General features: G+C 51.5%; 14 protein-coding genes. 12 read left to right on the plus strand and 2 right to left on the minus strand.

Annotation, left to right across the window (positions count from 1 at the left end; all coding sequences use genetic code 11):
- Positions 1-33 precede the first annotated feature (33 nt).
- On the plus strand, positions 34-957 hold the full coding sequence (locus GN278_16560; protein ID XAT62235.1) for an EamA family transporter: 924 nt from the start codon (positions 34-36) through the stop codon (positions 955-957).
- A 2-nt stretch (positions 958-959) separates the two neighbouring features.
- Here GN278_16560 and GN278_16565 read toward each other — a convergent pair whose 3' ends face one another.
- Complete coding sequence (locus GN278_16565; protein XAT62719.1) at positions 960-2,288, minus strand: FAD-dependent oxidoreductase; 1,329 nt, start codon at positions 2,286-2,288, stop codon at positions 960-962.
- 165 nt (positions 2,289-2,453) lie between these two features.
- Between GN278_16565 and GN278_16570 the strand changes: the two genes are divergently transcribed.
- The 10 genes from GN278_16570 (at position 2,454) to dxs (ending at position 13,957) form a co-directional block, all read left to right on the plus strand.
- A complete protein-coding gene (locus tag GN278_16570; protein XAT62236.1) occupies positions 2,454-3,122 on the plus strand; it encodes an FCD domain-containing protein in 669 nt (222 codons plus the stop codon).
- 103 nt (positions 3,123-3,225) lie between these two features.
- Entirely contained in the window at positions 3,226-4,620 is a 1,395-nt protein-coding gene (locus GN278_16575; protein XAT62237.1) for an aminotransferase class III-fold pyridoxal phosphate-dependent enzyme, read from the plus strand.
- Positions 4,621-4,941: 321 nt separating this feature from the next.
- Positions 4,942-6,042: a polyamine ABC transporter ATP-binding protein gene (gene potA, locus GN278_16580; protein XAT62238.1), complete on the plus strand. Its 1,101-nt coding sequence runs from the start codon at positions 4,942-4,944 to the stop codon at positions 6,040-6,042.
- 112 nt (positions 6,043-6,154) lie between these two features.
- The gene (locus GN278_16585; GenBank protein ID XAT62239.1) at positions 6,155-7,261 is read left to right on the plus strand and encodes an extracellular solute-binding protein; all 1,107 of its coding nucleotides are present in this window, start codon (positions 6,155-6,157) and stop codon (positions 7,259-7,261) included.
- A gap of 83 nt (positions 7,262-7,344) precedes the next feature.
- Positions 7,345-8,619 carry an ABC transporter permease subunit gene (locus GN278_16590; protein XAT62240.1) on the plus strand — a complete coding sequence of 425 codons (1,275 nt, stop codon included), beginning with the start codon at positions 7,345-7,347 and terminating at the stop codon, positions 8,617-8,619.
- 4 nt (positions 8,620-8,623) lie between these two features.
- Positions 8,624-9,835, plus strand: a complete 1,212-nt coding sequence (locus GN278_16595; protein ID XAT62241.1) for an ABC transporter permease subunit — start codon at positions 8,624-8,626, stop codon at positions 9,833-9,835.
- A gap of 142 nt (positions 9,836-9,977) precedes the next feature.
- Positions 9,978-10,904, plus strand: coding sequence for a histone deacetylase family protein (locus GN278_16600; GenBank protein XAT62242.1), 927 nt, complete (start codon positions 9,978-9,980; stop codon positions 10,902-10,904).
- Positions 10,901-11,143, plus strand: a complete 243-nt coding sequence (locus GN278_16605; GenBank protein XAT62243.1) for an exodeoxyribonuclease VII small subunit — start codon at positions 10,901-10,903, stop codon at positions 11,141-11,143. The genes GN278_16600 and GN278_16605 overlap by 4 nt, the downstream gene beginning before the upstream one ends.
- A complete protein-coding gene (locus GN278_16610) occupies positions 11,143-12,012 on the plus strand; it encodes a polyprenyl synthetase family protein (GenBank protein ID XAT62244.1) in 870 nt (289 codons plus the stop codon). Before GN278_16605 ends, GN278_16610 begins: the two co-directional genes overlap by 1 nt.
- Positions 12,013-12,031: 19 nt before the next feature.
- Positions 12,032-13,957, plus strand: coding sequence for a 1-deoxy-D-xylulose-5-phosphate synthase (gene dxs / locus GN278_16615; GenBank protein ID XAT62245.1), 1,926 nt, complete (start codon positions 12,032-12,034; stop codon positions 13,955-13,957).
- Here the strand turns inward: dxs and GN278_16620 are convergent.
- Positions 13,947-14,798 (minus strand): NAD(P)H-binding protein, encoded by an 852-nt coding sequence (locus GN278_16620; GenBank protein ID XAT62246.1) that lies wholly within the window; start codon positions 14,796-14,798, stop codon positions 13,947-13,949. The two genes, dxs and GN278_16620, sit on opposite strands and share 11 nt — an antisense overlap.
- Positions 14,799-14,886: 88 nt before the next feature.
- On the opposite strand from GN278_16620, the gene GN278_16625 reads away from it, so the two are divergent.
- Positions 14,887-15,516: a methyltransferase domain-containing protein gene (locus GN278_16625; GenBank protein XAT62247.1), complete on the plus strand. Its 630-nt coding sequence runs from the start codon at positions 14,887-14,889 to the stop codon at positions 15,514-15,516.
- Positions 15,517-15,612: the final 96 nt, after the last annotated feature.

Genomic DNA, 15,612 nt, shown 5'->3' on the forward strand with positions numbered 1-15,612 from the left:
CCATGTCTGCGCTGCGCAGGCTAGGATTTTATCATGCAGCCGTTCAGGGCCATTTCTTTAAAACTGTTCTCAGTGATGGTTTTCATCACCATGATTTCACTGATTAAAGCTACAGCGGACACCGTACCGCCGGGGCAGGCGGTATTCTTTCGATCTGCTTTTGCGATCCCTGTGATCTGCGGCTGGCTCATGTTGCGCGGTGAATTGCGTACCGGGCTGCGCGCCATCTCGCCTTTGGGGCACTTATGGCGCGGATTGATCGGCACCACGGCCATGGGGCTTATGTTTGCCTCGCTTGCCTATTTGCCGCTGCCTGAAGTGACCGCGCTTAGCTATGCTGCCCCATTGCTCACTGTGATTTTTGCCGCTGTGCTATTGGGCGAGCGCCTAAGGCTTTTTCGAATTACAGCCGTCGGACTGGGGCTTATTGGGGTATTGGTGGTGCTTGAGCCACGGCTAACTATGCTGTCCTCGGGCCAATTTGAGCCCGAGGCGGCCTTTGGTGCCGGGTTGGTGCTTTTGGCGGCTGGGTTTATCGCCCTAGCGCAAACTCACATCAGGAAACTGGTGCAGACCGAGCACCCCGCAGCTATTGCGTTTTATTTTAGCCTGACGTCAACCATCGCCGCCCTGCTGACAGCGCCGTTTGGGTGGGCAGCACTTTCACAGCAAACCGCCCTGCTGTTGATTGCAGCCGGAGTTTTGGGCGGCGTTGGGCAAATCTGTCTAACGCTGTCCTTTCGATATGCGCCGGTCACGGTGGTGGCGCCATTTGATTACGCCTCAATGCTATTTGCGCTTTTGATTGGCTATTTCGTGTTTGCAGAGGTGCCAAGCCTGCAAATGCTTATCGGAGCTACTATTGTGATCGCAGCCGGGGTTTTGATTATCTGGCGCGAAGCGCAACTGGGACTGGAACGCGGCAAAGCGCGGGCGCTAAAAACCCCGCATGGGTGAATTTAGCGATCTTGATATTCCATCAGGCTATAAATCGGCCGCAACAAGTGACGGCGAAAACGGCCCAAGGGAAATCGGCGCGGCGGCTTCTGAAAAAGCTTTGGATAAAGCCGCTTTTGCGATGCGCCCAGCGCCAGATCGGCCAGCAGCGCGCCTGCATAGCTGCCCATGGCAACACCATTGCCATGATAGCCAAAGCCCGCATAAACTCCGGGCATCTCTTGGATCGGGCCGACAAACGGGGTCAGATTACGGGTTAGACAAATCAGCCCAGACCAGTCGTGTTTAATTTCAACCTTGCGCCAGGCTGGAAACATTTCGGCAAAATTTGCGCGGATTTGCTGCGCGATTAATGCGCTGTGGTGCGGGGTTGCAAAAAGACCGCCGCGCATGCCGAACAGAAACCGGTTGTCAGGCAGCAGCCGGAAATAATGCAGCAATTGGCGGCTGTCTGCTGCCACCTGCGTGCTGGTATAGCCTTGGGCCTGCAGCTCGGCGTCCGTAAGGGGCCGTGTGACAATCACCGATGACTGCACCGGGATGTAGCGTGCTCGCATCCAATTGGGCAGATCATCACTGGAATATCCATTGGTTGCGATAATCACTTTTTCTGCATGGACACGCGCCTTCGGCGTTTGTAACACGTAGCCCTTGCAGGTTGGCTTGATATCCGTAACAGGGCTTTGGCCGTAAACTTTTGCACCCGACTGCTCTGCTGCCTGCAAAAGCCCAAGCGCATATTTTCGTGGGTTAAGCCCAAAGCCTACCGGGGTTGTGAGTCCGCCGTAAAAGGGACCGCCAAATCCAAGTTGGCGCAATTCGCTTTGCGCATGATACACTGCTGTGACACCGTAGTTTTCTTTGATCCGCGGGATTTCATTACGCAAGGCGATGGCATCCTTAGCGCGGTGGGCCAGTTCGGTTTCGCCGCCGGGCTGCACCTCGGCATCAACCCCAAGCGCATCAAGCCGATGCCCAACCAACTCAACCGCTGCCTTTTCGCTTTGTCGGTACTCAATCCGGCCGGGCTTGCCAACCAGCCTGTCAATCTGTGCATCGCTGGCCTTGGCACCGCCAAGGCAACAAAACCCACCATTGCGGCCCGTGGCGCCAAACAGCGGATGCTCTGCCTCTAAAACACAGACCCGCGCACCGGCTTGCGACAGCTCATACGCCGCTGATAATCCGGTAAAGCCTGCCCCGATAATTGCAACATCATAGTCCTGATCACTGCGCAAAGGCGGATATTGCGGCGCGGGAACACTTGTTGCCCAAAAGCAATCCTTTATCGGATCATCCCCGTACGCCACCGGTTCATAAATGCGCTGCATCTTTACCACTACATTTTCCCTTGCGATTGAGCTTACTCCTTGGCTTTGTAATTTGATCAAATTTACCAACCTTTGCAATATGGTAATGTGGTCGTTCGCAGGTTAAACTGACCGTAAATCAGGTATATACAACCCGCATAACACCAAAAACTTGAAAGCGCACAGATGAAAGACGATGTAAATTTAACCAATGAAAGCAAAATTCCAGCGCATGAAACGGTGTATCGCAAACTAAGGGATCTGGTTCTGTTCGGGGAAATTGCCCCCGGTCAAGCGGTTACAATCCAAGGCCTTACCGATCAGCTTGATGCCGGAGTGACCCCAGTGCGCGAAGCCATCCGCCGATTAATCGCAGAAGGCGCGCTTGATTTTATGGGCAACCGGCGCGTATGCGTTCCATACCTGTCTGTGCAGAACGTCAATGAACTGATTTTTGCCCGTCAGGCAATAGAACCACAGCTTATTTTATTGGCCACGCAACAGGCAACATCCGAAGATTTAGACCATCTTTGCCAAATTGATACAGAACTGGATCAGGCGATCAAAATAGGGGATGTCACGGCCTATCTGCGGCGCAACTATCGCTTTCATAAATCCCTGTACGAGCTATCAAAAGCCCCCATTTTAGTATCAATTGCCGACGGACTATGGCTGCGCTTTGGGCCATCGCTTCGGGTTGTTTGTGGTCGGCTTGGCACCTTAAACCTGACTGACCAACACAAAGAAACGCTCTCAGCCATGCGCGCCGGTGACGCAGAAAAAGCCGCCCGCGCCATCCGTGAAGACGTCATCCAAGGTATGGAACAAGTTCGCCATGTGATGACACAGACCTAATTACACTTCAGTTAGATTGACATCAAAAAATTTGATCATATTGTGGGGCTGGTAACATTTATCTGGCTTCATGCGGTAATATTTCAGATCAAAGAGGTGCAAAATGACGCTTTTATCAAACCAATTTCCAACGGCTGAACTACAGCGCCGAGATGCAGCGCATCATCTGCATCCTTTCACCGCGGCAGGTGAGCTTGCCGAAAAAGGGGCGCGGGTAATCACAAGTGCCAATGGCGTTTACATCACCGATTCCGAAGGCCAAGACATTCTTGATGCCATGGCAGGCCTTTGGTGTGTCAACATCGGCTATGGCCGGCCAGAGTTGGCCGATGTGGCCGCCAAGCAAATGCGCGAACTTCCCTATTACAACACCTTCTTTCAAACCACCCACTTGCCAGTGATTGATCTGTCAGAGCGCATTGCGCAACTGGCCCCCGGTGATCTAAACCATGTCTTTTATGGCAGCTCGGGATCAGAGGCTAATGATACCAACATCCGCCTTGTGCGCCAATACTGGGCGCTGCAGGGCAAGCCGGAAAAATCCGTCATCATTAGCCGCAAAAATGCCTATCACGGATCAACCTTGGGCGGGGCCTCACTCGGCGGTATGGCGGCGATGCACGCACAAGGCGGCCTTCCCATCCCTGATATCCACCACATTAATCAACCGGACTGGTGGGCAGAGGGCGGCGATATGAGCCCGGACGAGTTCGGTCTTGCGCGCGCACGCGAATTAGAACAGGCAATTGAAGACCTGGGCGAGCACCGCGTGGCTGCATTTATTGCCGAGCCGATACAAGGGGCCGGCGGGGTGATTATACCGCCCGACAGCTATTGGCCGGAAATTCAACGTATTTGCGACAAATATGAAATTCTGCTGATTGCAGATGAAGTCATTTGCGGCTTTGGCCGCACCGGCAATTGGTTTGGCAGTCAAACCTATGATATTAGACCGGACATTATCAGCATCGCAAAAGGCCTAAGCTCTGGCTATCAGCCCATCGGCGGCTCTGTGGTGAGCGATGCGGTTGCCGAGGTGATGGCAACCAGCGAATTCACTCATGGCTATACCTATTCAAGCCATCCGGTGGCCGCAGCTGTTGCTTTGGAAAACCTGCGTATTTTAGAGGATGAAAAAATTGTCGACCAAGTGCGCGACGTGACCGGCCCATACCTTGCACAAAAGTGGCAAGCCCTTGCAGATCATCCTCTTGTTGGAGAGGCTAAAATCAAAGGATTGATGGGATCCATTGCACTCACACCAAACAAAGTAAATCGCGCGCACTTTAAGACCGCTTCGGGTACGATCGGATATATGTGCCGTGAGCGCTGCTTTGCCAACCATCTGATTATGCGCCACGTGGGCGACCGGATGGTTATTTCGCCGCCTTTGATCATTTCCACTGCTGAAATTGATCAGTTAGTAGACCGCGTTCATATTGCGTTGGATGAAACTGCTGCACAAGTGCGAAGCGAAGGATTGTGGCAAGAAGCCTAAGCATGGGGTTTCAAACCCGCGCACTGAAAGCCAAAAGCCAAATTTTCTGCTTGACCCCTGTAAAACAGGAGTTTTTTTCGCAAATGGGTGTAATTAGGGAAAAACGTGATTCATAATAATCTATGATTCGCCGCAATCTAAGGGAACCAGCTTTTCACGGGAATCTAGAAGGGGCTGAATGCCGATCAATTGATCAATCCGCGAGTTAATGGTAATATTTGGGCCTAAAGTGCCGCAATATGCTTGCAATATAACCGGTGAATAGTTGTAGAGTTAGGGTCAAATGCCTAACAGCTAACCAAAATAAACAGGGAGCCAGAATTGGCAAAAGACACAGCAGGGGATGCATTCGTTCAATTTGACCGGGTTCAGAAAAGCTATGATGGCGAAACTCTGGTCGTAAAAGACCTCAATCTTGAAATGCCACGCGGTGAGTTTTTGACCATGCTTGGGCCATCAGGGTCTGGCAAAACCACATGCCTGATGATGCTTGCAGGATTTGAAACCGCCACCCACGGTGATATTTTGCTCGATGGGGTTTCGATAAATAACATACCTCCGCATAAACGCGGTATCGGCATGGTTTTTCAGAACTATGCGCTTTTTCCTCATATGACCATCGCCGAAAACCTATCCTTTCCTTTGGAAGTCCGTAAAATGGGCAAATCTGATCGTGAAGAAAAAGTTAAGCGGGCCTTGGATATGGTGGAAATGGGCGCCTTTGGCGGCCGGCGGCCTGCACAGCTATCGGGCGGCCAACAACAAAGGATCGCTTTGGCACGGGCTTTGGTATTTGAGCCTGAACTGGTTTTAATGGATGAACCCCTTGGCGCGCTTGATAAGCAATTGCGTGAAAAGATGCAGTTTGAAATCACCGATCTTGCGCACCGTTTGGGGATCACCGTTGTTTACGTGACCCACGATCAGACGGAAGCGCTGACTATGTCGGATCGGGTCGCCGTTTTTGACGATGGGCGCATTCAGCAACTGGCAAAGCCAGATCAGCTTTATGAAGAGCCGGAAAATAGTTTTGTTGCCCAATTCATCGGTGAGAATAACACCATGGAAGGCACCGTGAAAGAGATAAAAGACGGGCTGGCAATGGTAGAATTGGAGGGCGGCGAAGTGATCGCCTGCAAGCCGGTGAATGTCAGCAAGCCCGGCGAACGGACACGGGTTTCGATCCGGCCTGAGCGGGTTGAATACAACAAAGACCGAATTCATGACAACGCACAAAAGCTAAAAGCCGAAGTGCTCGAATTCATCTATATGGGAGACATTTTTCGCACCCGTCTTCGCGTTGCCGGCAATGATGAATTTATCGTTAAAACACGAAATGCGCCCGACCAAACGCGCCTAACACCCGGTGATAAAATTGAAATTGGCTGGCTACCGGAAGACTGCCGCGCACTAGATGCATGATTGAATTTTCGAATTCGCACCAAAAGCAAAAGGTGCGATCCACTGAGGGTCCATTAGATTAGCTCGTGTCTTGGACCAGTTAGCTGAATTACGGGCGACATGGGAGACTGAAATGAAATCAACTAAAACAATTTTGACAGGCGCTGCGCTGTCATTAATGGCTGGTTCTGCATTTGCAGATGGCCATATGGCAAGCGAAATGACCATTGTGTCATGGGGTGGTGCCTACTCAAAATCACAATTGAACGCCTACCATAACCCCTATTCGGAAATGACAGGTGTTACTATTCTAAATGATGACAGCTCTAGCACAGCGGTTGCCAAACTGCGTGCGATGAACGAAGCCGGCAATATCACTTGGGATGTTGTGGACGTAGAAGCAGCGCCTGCGATGCAGCTTTGCGACGAAGGTTTGGCAATGGTCATCGATCCTGACACGATGCTCGCAGCAGCGCCTGATGGAACACCTGCTTCAGAAGACTTTGGCGATATGCTGGTGTCTGAGTGCTTTATTCCACAAATCGTGTACTCAACAACATTTGGATACCGGACTGACCTCGTCGGTGACACAGCACCAACATCTGTTTGTGACGTGTTTGATACAGCTGCCTATCCTGGCAAGCGGTCATTGTTCAGTGTGCCGATCAACACAATGGAATGGGCATTGCTTTGCGACGGCGTTGCAAAATCAGACATCTATGACATGCTGGAGACAGAAGAAGGTCAAAATCAGGCACTCGCCAAACTGGATACTATCAAAGACGATGTGATCTGGGTTTCATCAGGTTCTGATACACCACAGCTTTTGGCAGACGGCGAAGTCATCATGGGCGCCACCTACAACGGCCGTCTTTTCTCTTTGATCGAAGAGCAGAAGCAGCCTGTTGCGATGATCTGGGATGGTCAGGTTATGGATTTGGATGGCTGGATTATCCCAGCAGGTCTAAGCCCAGAGCGTCAAGCACGCGCACTTGACTACATCATGTTTGCCACGGACACTCAGCGTCTTGCGGATCAAGCAAAATGGATCAGCTACGGTCCAGCTCGTGCATCCTCTGCGCCGCTGGTTGGAAAGCACGCTGATTTGGGCATCGACATGGGGCCACATATGCCCACAGCACCTGAAAACCTGTCACGTGCGTTCTTGATGAACTATGACTTCTGGGCCGATTATCGCGATGACCTGGACGCAAAGTTCCAAGCATGGCTGGCTAAGTAAGCTCGTACAATTGGGAAGGGCTACATCGGCCCTTCCCGTTTTTTTCTACTTAATTTCAACTCCACAGCTGTATCAGGCAAACCATGAGCGCTTCGACCAACACCGAACCGATGCTTTCCGCAGACGGCAAACCCCTTAAACAAAGTTTAGCTCGGGCGCTGCGTCGCCAAAAGATCCGTGCTCTTTTACTGATCGCGCCACTTTTGGCATTTATCTTCATCGCCTTTATTTTGCCCATCGTGACGATGTTATTCCGTTCCGTCGAAAACGATATCGTGGCAACAACGCTTCCCCAAACGGTGGCCGCGCTGGAAACTTGGGACTCATCAACTGGTGAGCTGCCAGACGAGGCTGTCTATGCGGCCTTCGCCTCAGACATTCAAAAAGCCGCAAAAGCAAAGGTTCACACCAAAGTCGGGTTGCGATTAAACTATGAACAGTCTGGCATCGCATCGCTGTTCAAAAAGACCGCCCGCAAGGCCAAAAAATGGGATCTGGAAACAGACGGCCCTTTCAAAGAAAAGCTCATGGATGTTCACAAGGGTTGGAGCAAAATTGAAACTTGGCAAACGCTCAAAGTTCATAGCTCAAACTATACCAGCGGCTATTTTTTGAACGCGGTTGATATGCGCAAAACCATTGATGGCCCGCAGTTTCAACCCGAAAATAAACAAATTTTGCTAACGCTGTTTGGGCGAACACTGATCATGTCGCTTGCTATCATGGGTTCGTGCTTATTGCTGGGCTATCCGGTGGCCTGGCTGCTGGCAAATCTGCCGATGCGACATGCCAACCTATTGATGATTTTAGTACTATTGCCGTTCTGGACCTCCCTGCTCGTGCGCACATCCGCCTGGAAGGTGATGCTACAACAACAGGGGGTGATCAATGACGTTCTGGTACAACTTGGCTTGGTGGCCGATAGTGCCCGTCTGGTAATGATAAATAATGAAACCGGAACGATCATTGCTATGACGCATATCCTGCTGCCCTTTATGATCCTGCCTATGTACTCGGTGATGCAAACTATTCCGCCAAGTTATGTTCGGGCCGCCAAATCGCTGGGCGCGACCAACACGACTGCATTTTGGCGGGTCTATTTCCCACAATCCGTGCCCGGCATTGGGGCCGGATCAATTTTGGTTTTTATCCTCGCGATTGGATATTATATCACGCCAGAAATTGTGGGTGGTACAAAAGGCGTGTTTATTTCCAACCGAATTGCCTATCACATTCTAAGATCCTTGAACTGGGGACTTGCGGCAGCGTTAGGAACAATCTTGTTGGTTGCTGTTCTGATCCTGTATTGGGCCTATGATAAGATGGTCGGCATCGACAACGTCAAGTTGGGAGGGTGAGGTCATGGCTGCACTTACTGTGATTTCGCGCAAACCATTATCGTTCGTTTTATCCGTCACGGCTCTGCTTGGCGCGTTGGTCGGCGTGCTCATGGGTATGTCCATGGGAAATGCCCCGCTAGGGCTGATTGCAGGGGCCGCAATAACCGCTGCAATTGCCTATTTAGTAACCTCCATGGTTACCAAGGAAAAAACCGCACGCTATGGGCTTATCGCGGCGACATTGATAGCTGGTTTATATTTCTTTGGGTTGGTCGGCGCTTTAACCGGCGCGCTCTTCGGATGGTTTTTGGGCTGGTTCATCTTTTGGCTTTTTGAGGGGCGCTACCGCGCGCGTCTTCACCCTTATCTGACCCCCGGTCAGGTCCTTTGGCATTTTACATTTAGAATTATCTGCGGGCTGATTTTCGCCTTTCTGATCATTCCGATTATTGTGGTGATGCCGCTGTCCTTTAATGCACAGGATTTCTTTACCTTCACACCAGAAATGCTACGCTTTGATCCAGCTGGCTATTCGTTGAAGCACTATAATGACTTCTTTACCAATAACGAATGGCAGCGGTCGTTCAAGAATTCGTTGATTATTGCCCCAATTGCGACGATAGTTTCCATATCACTGGGCACGCTCGCGGCCATTGGTCTAAGCCAAAGCCATGTGCCATTTAAACGGGCGATTATGGCGATCCTAATTTCGCCCATGATCGTTCCATTGATCATTTCAGCAACCGGAATGTTTTTCTTTTATGCCGGGTTGGGCAAATTTCTGGAAAATCAAATAGGTCTGGATAAGAACCTTGTCGGATATATGAAAGTCGTTCTGGCCCATGCTGTGCTGGGCATCCCCTTTGTGATCATCACAGTCACTGCAACCTTGGTGGGCTTTGATAATTCACTGACCCGAGCGGCGGCAAATATGGGTGCCAACCCTGTTACTACATTTTTCCGAGTTCAAATGCCGCTCATTTTGCCGGGTGTCATTTCGGGCGGCCTGTTTGCCTTTATCACCTCTTTCGATGAGGTTGTGGTGATTATGTTTGTGGGGTCGGCCAGTCAGAAAACGCTGCCTTGGCAAATGTTCACGGGGCTGCGCGAACAAATCAGCCCGACAATCCTGGCTGTGGCAACGATCTTGGTCGCACTTTCTATTTTGTTGCTGACCACATTGGAATTGCTCAGGCGCCGCTCTGAAAAACTGCGGGGAATGACCCCAGGTTAAGAGAATTTGAAATCCCAAGTTGCTGCGCCATTAAAATGATAATAGCCGTGTATCGCAACGCTTTTGAATGGCGAAAAACGATCTAGACTTAAGCCAGGCATTGCGGCAAATATCTGTAAAACTTGTTTGATAGGTGAATTTGATGAAAACCGCTTTGATCACGCACGACGATTGTTTGAAACACGTGACCCCGCCGGGGCATCCTGAACAGGTCGCACGCCTTGAGCGGATTTTACAGGCGCTAGAGCCACTTGATCTGACCCGTATCAGTGCACCGCTGGCTGCCGATGATGATCTGCTGCGCGTTCATCCCAAATCACATATCGACGCCCTTTGCAACGCCGCACCAGAGGCCGGCTTTACCGCCATAGATGGGGACACGCATATGTCTTCGGGATCTTTGCAGGCGGCCTATCGGGCGGCGGGGGGCGTGCTACGGGCGGTTGATATGGTCCTGCAGGGCGACGCGCCCAATGCTTTTGCTGCCGTGCGACCCCCTGGGCACCATGCCGAAACACAAACCGCGATGGGATTTTGCCTTTTTGGCAATGTCGCGCTTGGTGCCAAACACGCCCTGGATTATCACGGGCTAAAGCGGGTGGCCGTGGTTGATTTTGATGTGCATCATGGCAACGGAACCCAAGACCTGTTATGGGATGAGCCACGCGCTTTGACCGTCACCTCACAGCAAATGCCGCTTTGGCCCGGAACTGGCGCGGAAACCGATACCGGTGCTTTTGGTAATGTGGTTAATATTCCCCTGCCCCCAGACAGCAATGGCGCAACAATGCGCGCCGCTTATAATCGGATTGCCTTTCCAAAGATCATAGATTTCAAGCCTGAGCTGATTTTAGTATCTGCCGGCTTTGACGCACACCGCGATGATCCATTGGCACAATTGAATTGGAGCACAGACGATTTTATATGGCTGACTAAGCAACTTTGCGCTTTGGCCAGCGATCTTTGTCACGGACGGCTGGTTTCTGCGCTCGAAGGCGGGTATGATCTAGAGGCCTTGGCAGCATCGGTTAAGGCCCATGTCGAAATTCTTAGTGAGGCAGCACAATGACGGATACACCGATAGCGGAAATGACCTTTGAACAGGCCATGGTAGAATTGGAAAAAGTTGTCAGCGCTTTAGAACGGGGCGATGTTGCGCTAGATCAGTCTATCACACTGTATGAACGTGGCGCTGAATTAAAAAAGCGATGTGAAGCCAAGCTTAAAGAAGCCGAAGAGAAAGTTGCGGCCATAACGTTCGATAATGACGGGGCGCCATCAGGGACAACACCTGTCGAAGGTTTGTGATGTTTGGTGAACGGCTTGCAAAGCACGCCGCAACTGTTGAAACCCAGCTAGATCAGGCGATGGCGCCAATGGGCGATACCCCTGTTGTGCAGGGAATGCGCTATGCCCTGCGCGGCGGCAAACGGCTGCGGGCATTTCTGGTGATGCAAAGCGCCGCCATTTATGATGTGCCTCAAAGCCAGTCCATTTGGCCAGCTGCGGCAATTGAAGCTATTCATGCCTATTCTTTGGTGCATGACGATCTGCCTTGCATGGATGACGATGATTTGCGTCGGGGCCAGCCAACGGTGCACAAAAAATGGGATCAGGCCACCGCCGTTCTTGTCGGGGATGCCCTGCAATCGCTTGGCTTTGAACTGGTATTAGACCCCCAGTGCAGCCCCCTAGCCGATTTGCGCTCTGATCTTGCCCTGCGCCTTGCGCGTGCTGCGGGCGCTGCAGGAATGGTTTTGGGCCAAGCGCAGGACATAGCCGCAGAAACTGCACCCTCCCCATTGGACCTTATGCAAGTTACCGAATTGCAACGCCACAAAACCGGGGCGCTTTTTTCTTGGTCAGCACAAGCTGGGGCGATCCTTGCACAAGAGGATCCTGCACCATTGGCAAAATATTCCGCTGCCCTCGGATTGGGCTTTCAGATCACGGATGATATTCTTGATGTCGAGGGCGATCCCAAAAAGACCGGCAAACGGCTTAACAAAGACGCTGAGGCGGGAAAAGCCACTTTTGTTTCCTTACTTGGGCTCAAAGGCGCCAAAGAGCGGGCAAAAGAGCTGATAAGCGAGGCCTGTGATGCTGTGACACCCCTTGGTATAAAAGCAGAGCCCTTGCAGCATTGCGCCAAGTTTATTATTTCAAGAGAAAGCTAGATCGGTTCAAAGAGACTTGATGACACAACGCCCGCATACACCCCTGCTCGATAAGGTCCAGTCACCAGCTGATTTAAAACAGCTTAGTGAGGCCCAGTTGCAGCAGCTTGCCAACGAATTGCGCAGCGAAACCATATCCGCAGTTGCGGAAACCGGTGGCCATCTTGGCGCTGGCCTTGGGGTTGTAGAACTGACCGTGGCTCTTCATGCCATCTTTGATGCACCACGTGATAAAATCATCTGGGATGTCAGCCATCAAAGCTATCCGCATAAAATCCTAACCGGGCGGCGGGACAGGATTCGCACCCTACGCCAAAAAGACGGTCTAAGCGGATTTACCAAGCGCAGCGAAAGTCCCTATGACCCTTTTGGTGCCGCACACTCCAGCACCTCGATTAGCGCCGCCCTCGGCTTTGCCGTTGCACGCGATCTGGGCGGCTCTTGCGCCAGCGGGTTGGGCGATGTTGTGGCCGTGATCGGCGATGGCGCCATGAGCGCCGGCATGGCCTATGAGGCGCTGAATAATGCCGGACATCTAAAAAAGCGCATGGTTGTGATTTTGAACGATAATGATATGTCAATTGCCCCGCCAGTTGGCGCGCTGTCGTCCTATCTTTCCCAGCTATACGCCGGTGCCCCGTTCCAAGATTTAAAAGAGGCTGCCAAAGGTGCGATCGGGTTTTTACCTGAACCGTTCCGCGAAGGGGCAAAACGCGCCAAAGATATACTCAAAGGCATGGCCGTGGGTGGCACCATGTTTGAGGCTTTGGGCTTTTCTTATGTTGGGCCTATTGATGGTCATGACCTCAATCAATTACTGCCTGTGCTGCGCACTGTGCATGAACGCGCCACCGGTCCTATTCTGATCCACGCCATCACTAAAAAAGGTAAAGGCTACGCGCCCGCCGAAACTGCGCGTGATAAAGGTCATGCAACGGCAAAGTTTGATGTGCTGACAGGTGAGCAAAAAAAATCGCCCTCAAACGCTCCCTCATACACCAAGGTTTTTGCCGGTGCCTTGCTTGACCAAGCCGCAGCCGACCCGCAAATCTGCGCCGTCACAGCTGCAATGCCAGATGGTACCGGGCTTGATCTATTCGCCAAACGCTACCCATCGCGTTGCTTTGATGTGGGCATTGCAGAACAGCATGGTGTGACTTTTGCCGCGGGGTTGGCCGCGGGAGGGCTTAAGCCCTTTTGCGCGATATATTCAACGTTTTTGCAGCGTGGGTATGATCAGGTGGTACATGATGTGGCGGTGCAAGGATTGCCGGTGCGCTTTGCCATAGACCGCGCAGGTCTTGTGGGCGCTGACGGAGCGACCCACGCTGGCAGTTTTGACATTGCTTTTCTTGCCAATCTGCCCGGAATGGTAGTGATGGCCGCAGCCGACGAGGCTGAGCTGGTACATATGGTGGCAACTGCGGCAGCGCATGATACAGGGCCAATTGCGTTTCGCTATCCACGCGGCGAAGGCGAGGGGGTCGAATTACCCGAAAAGGCCGAGGTGCTTGAGCTGGGTAAAGGCAGGCTAATACGGTCAGGCCGCGGGGTTGCCATCCTATCGTTTGGCACCCGTCTTGGGGAAGTTCAAAAAGCCTGTGAGACATTGGTTGCACAAGGTCTGGATCCAACCATTGCCGATGCCCGATTTGCCAAGCCTCTGGATCATGAATTAATTCTGTCGTTGGCAGCAAACCATGAAGTCCTTATCACTATTGAAGAAGGCGCTGTTGGTGGGTTCGGATCGCATGTGATGCAGTTTTTGTCCAATGAAGGCGTGTTTGATAACGGGCTTAAATTCCGCTCGATGGTCCTGCCCGATCAGTTTATTGATCAGGCCAGCCCCACAGAAATGTATGCCACTGCAGGATTAAATGCTGAGGCTATTGTAGATAGGGTCTTGAACCTGCTCGGAGTTTCGAAGATATCCTCTAAAGCTTAAGCAGCGCTGCCAAGCCCTGACGGTAATCGCGATAGCGCAACGATACCCCCAATTCCGTTTTGATCAGGTCGTTTTTAACCTTCTTACTTTCGGCATAAAAACTACGGGCCATCGGGGTCATCTCAGCCTCTTCAAATTTGACTACTGGCGGTAGCGGCATGCCAAGCAATTCGGCGGCATGCGCGATCACATCTTGCGGCGGCGCAGGATAATCATCGCAAACATTATAAACCGCCCCAGAGCGCGGACGGTTGATAGACGCGTGCAGAACCTGAGCGATATCATCCACGTGAATTCGGCTAAAAACCTGATTTTTCTTTATAATTCGCCGCGCCGTACCATTTTTGACCTTGGAAAACGGGCCTCTGCCCGGCCCATAAATCCCGGCCAAGCGGAAAATATGCAGCTTGAGTTCTGAAATTTCCTGCCACTGGCGCTCTGCTGCAATACGGGCTATGCCGCGTTTGGTAGCCGGTGCAAGCAGTGCATTTTCATCGATCCATTGGCCTTGATGGTCGCCATAGACCCCTGTTGTCGACAAATATCCAACCCATTTGAACTGGCCAGCCCGCGCATTGAGCGCGCAGCCAAAATCACGCAGCACCGGATCACCCTGCGCATCAGGGCCAGCGGACACCAAAACATGCGTGGATGCACCCAGCGCTGCTGCTATTTCATCGGTTTTATCCCATAAAAGTGGTGTGACCCCCGCCGAGCGCATCCGCTCTGCCTTATCTGGGGTACGGGTGGTTCCGGTTACCTGCCAACCAAGCGGAATGAGCATCCGCGCAAGCGCTTGGGCCGAATAGCCATGACCGAAGGAAAGCATCTGGTTCTGCATACCCTATTTGCACATGAAGCCCGCATGGCCGCAAGCCGTTATCGGAAAACCGCTTGATTTTAGCGCTTAAGACTGCTGGGGTAGAGGCATGCGTAAAACCACACCCGATCTAGATGCCGCCTATGGCTTAAAAACCCCAGATGATAATATCCGTTTGTACGCAAGTTGGGCTGAGGAATACGACCAAAGCTTTGCCGATGAAATGGACTATCAATTGCCGCAAGAAGTGGCGCGGCTGTTTGCCAATTCCGGTGGTCTAGGCCCGGTTTTGGATATTGGCGCTGGCACGGGTTTGGCAGCAGAGGCTTTGACATCTTATGGTATTGGGCCAATTGACGCTTTGGACATATCTCAAGAAATGTTGAGCGTTGCAGCCTTGAAAGGCGTGTATCGAAACTTGATGGTGAAGGATATCACAATCCCCTTTGACCTGGGATCTAACCACTATGCGGGTCTTATCAGTTCTGGCACGTTTACCACTGGCCATGTTGGACCTGAGGCATTAGATCACCTTTTAGCTATTGCACTGCCCGATGCATTATTTGCTATTTCAATCAATGCGTTTCATTGGAAAACACAGGGTTTTGAAAGCAAATTTTCTGCCTTGGATGGACAGATTTATAATTTCGAACTAGTTGATATCGCCATTTATGGAGCTCGAAACACCAGTTCGCATAAAGATGATAAGGGCAAAATTGCGCTGTTTAAAAAGCAATAAAAAGCCCTTTTTTTTACTTTTTGATCCCGAAGGCGCTTAAATTAAGGTGATATTCACCTTGATCTGAAAATTTTGTAGACAGAAATTTTTATCTGA

Source organism: Rhodobacteraceae bacterium Araon29 (assembly GCA_039640505.1).
GTDB lineage: Bacteria > Pseudomonadota > Alphaproteobacteria > Rhodobacterales > Rhodobacteraceae > CABZJG01.